General features: G+C 73.2%; 3 protein-coding genes. All 3 read left to right on the top strand.

What is annotated here, in order from left to right:
• Positions 1–28 precede the first annotated feature (28 nt).
• The 3 genes from ACJA3G_RS36145 to ACJA3G_RS36135 all read left to right on the top strand — a co-directional run bounded on the left by ACJA3G_RS36145 (position 29) and on the right by ACJA3G_RS36135 (position 1759).
• Positions 29–607 (top strand): OmpA family protein, encoded by a 579-nt coding sequence (locus ACJA3G_RS36145; protein WP_406557264.1) that lies wholly within the window; start codon positions 29–31, stop codon positions 605–607.
• Between the two features lie 304 nt (positions 608–911).
• The gene (locus ACJA3G_RS36140) at positions 912–1331 is read left to right on the top strand and encodes an SRPBCC family protein (protein WP_406557263.1); all 420 of its coding nucleotides are present in this window, start codon (positions 912–914) and stop codon (positions 1329–1331) included.
• Positions 1331–1759, top strand: coding sequence for a MarR family winged helix-turn-helix transcriptional regulator (locus tag ACJA3G_RS36135; protein ID WP_406557262.1), 429 nt, complete (start codon positions 1331–1333; stop codon positions 1757–1759). The genes ACJA3G_RS36140 and ACJA3G_RS36135 overlap by 1 nt, the downstream gene beginning before the upstream one ends.
• The last annotated feature ends 104 nt before the right edge of the window (positions 1760–1863 follow it).

Genomic DNA, 1863 nt, shown 5'->3' with positions numbered 1-1863 from the left:
GCCCGCCGCCGTCCTCGTCGTCGCCGCGCTGTTCTTCGTCGGGGCGGGCGCGGGGGCGACCCCGGCCGGGGCCGATGAGCCGAATCCGACCGCCGTGCCCGCCGCCGCCCCGCCCGTGAAGGTCGACGCCAACGCGCCGGGGCTGAAGCTCTCCGACGGGGCGACGCTCGCCGCGCCGAGGGTGCTGGACATCAAGTCGGTCGTCGAGGACATGGGCGGCGAGGAGCGCCGCTCCGACACCAACGCCGACATCTCCTTCGCCCTCCAGGCCGAAGTCCTCTTCGGCAAGGACAGCGCCGCGCTCTCCGCCGAGGCCACCGGCCGTATCCAGGCCATCGCGGACGAGATCAAGAAGCAGAAGGCCACGAACGTCCGCGTGTTCGGCTTCACCGACAACCTCGGGACGCACGAGCACGGCGTCGTGTTGTCCAAGCAGCGCGCGGACGCCGTCCAGGGCGCGCTCGCGCAGGCGGTGGGCGGCGGCGCGGTCACCTTCGACATCCGGGGATACGCGGAGGACTACCCGATCGCGGACAACTCCTCCGAGGACGGCCGCCGCAAGAACCGCCGGGTCGAGGTGTCGTTCCCGCGCGGCGCGGCCGGCTAGGCGCCGGGCGGAGGGCGGGCCCGGCCGGCCGGGTGGAGGTGCGGTCGGCCGGGCCCCGTATGTGCGCGGGCCCCCGTCAACGTCCGTAGGAAGTGACGCTCCCGCGCACCACAGAGGCTGCCAGCCGCGCGGCACCCCGGACTTGGAAAAAAGCGCACGCGGCGACGGGACGGCCGGTAATCGACGGTCTGGCGCGATGGGGTGTGCCGGGGTCGCGGTCTGGACAGATAGTCTTCGCACAGATAATCTGTGGACAGCTTAAATCAGGCCGAGCACGGCACGAGAACCCTGCGGAGGAGTCGACATGTGGGTGTACGAGCACGGGGTCGAGACCGGCGCCGCTCCCGAGGCCGTCTGGCGGCTGTGGGCGGACGTGGAGAACTGGGGCGACTGGAACGCGGACATCCAGAAGATCGAGATCCGGGGCCCGTTCGCGGCCGGGACCGGCATCACCATGGGGGCCGAAGGGCAGGACCCGGTCGAGCTGCGGCTCACCGAAGTGGCCGAGAACGAGCTGTTCGTGGACGAGGCGCGCTTCGAAGGGCTGCTCCTGCGGACCACGCACCGGCTGGAACGGCTCGGCCCGGACCGTACGCGCGTGGTCTACCGGATGGAGATCACCGGCCCGGCGGCCGACGAACTGGGCCCGGAGATCGGCCCGGCCGTCACCGGTGACTGGCCCGGGACGATGGCCGCGCTCGTCCGGCTCGCGCAGACGCGCTGATGGCGCTCGCGCCCGGGGAGAGCCCCGGCTTCCTGCTCTGGCACGCCACGCTGCGCTGGCAGCGCGGGGTGACCGCCGCGCTGGCCCCACTGGACCTGACGCATGTGCAGTTCGTCCTGCTGGCCTGCACCTGGTGGCTCAACGGACAGGGCGAGCACCCCAACCAGCTGGCGGTCGCGCGCCAGGCCGGCACCGACGTCAAGATGACGTCCCAGGTGGTGCGCACCCTGGAGGCGAAGGGCCTGCTCGTACGCGAGACCGACCCGGCGGACACCCGGGCCAAGCGGCTGCGGGTGACCGGGGCGGGCGCGGAGCTCGCGCCCCGGGCGATCGCGGCGGTGGAGGCGGTGGACGCGGAGTTCTTCCGGCCGGTGCCGGTGGGCGAGGCGGTCGCGCTGCTCGCGGCGCTGGCCCGCCCGGAGGAGTGAACCGCGCCGCTACGACACGCTGCCGCCGCCACAGCCGTACGGCTTGGTGATCATCCCTGGCGGCTGGGCGCGCACCCGTACGTGTACACCGGGCCGCATCCCCC

It is taken from the genome of Streptomyces sp. YS-3 (assembly GCF_045257485.1).
In the GTDB taxonomy this organism is placed as follows: domain Bacteria; phylum Actinomycetota; class Actinomycetes; order Streptomycetales; family Streptomycetaceae; genus Streptomyces.
Note: the sequence above shows the minus strand (reverse complement) of the source record. Positions and strands in the feature narration are given on the sequence as shown.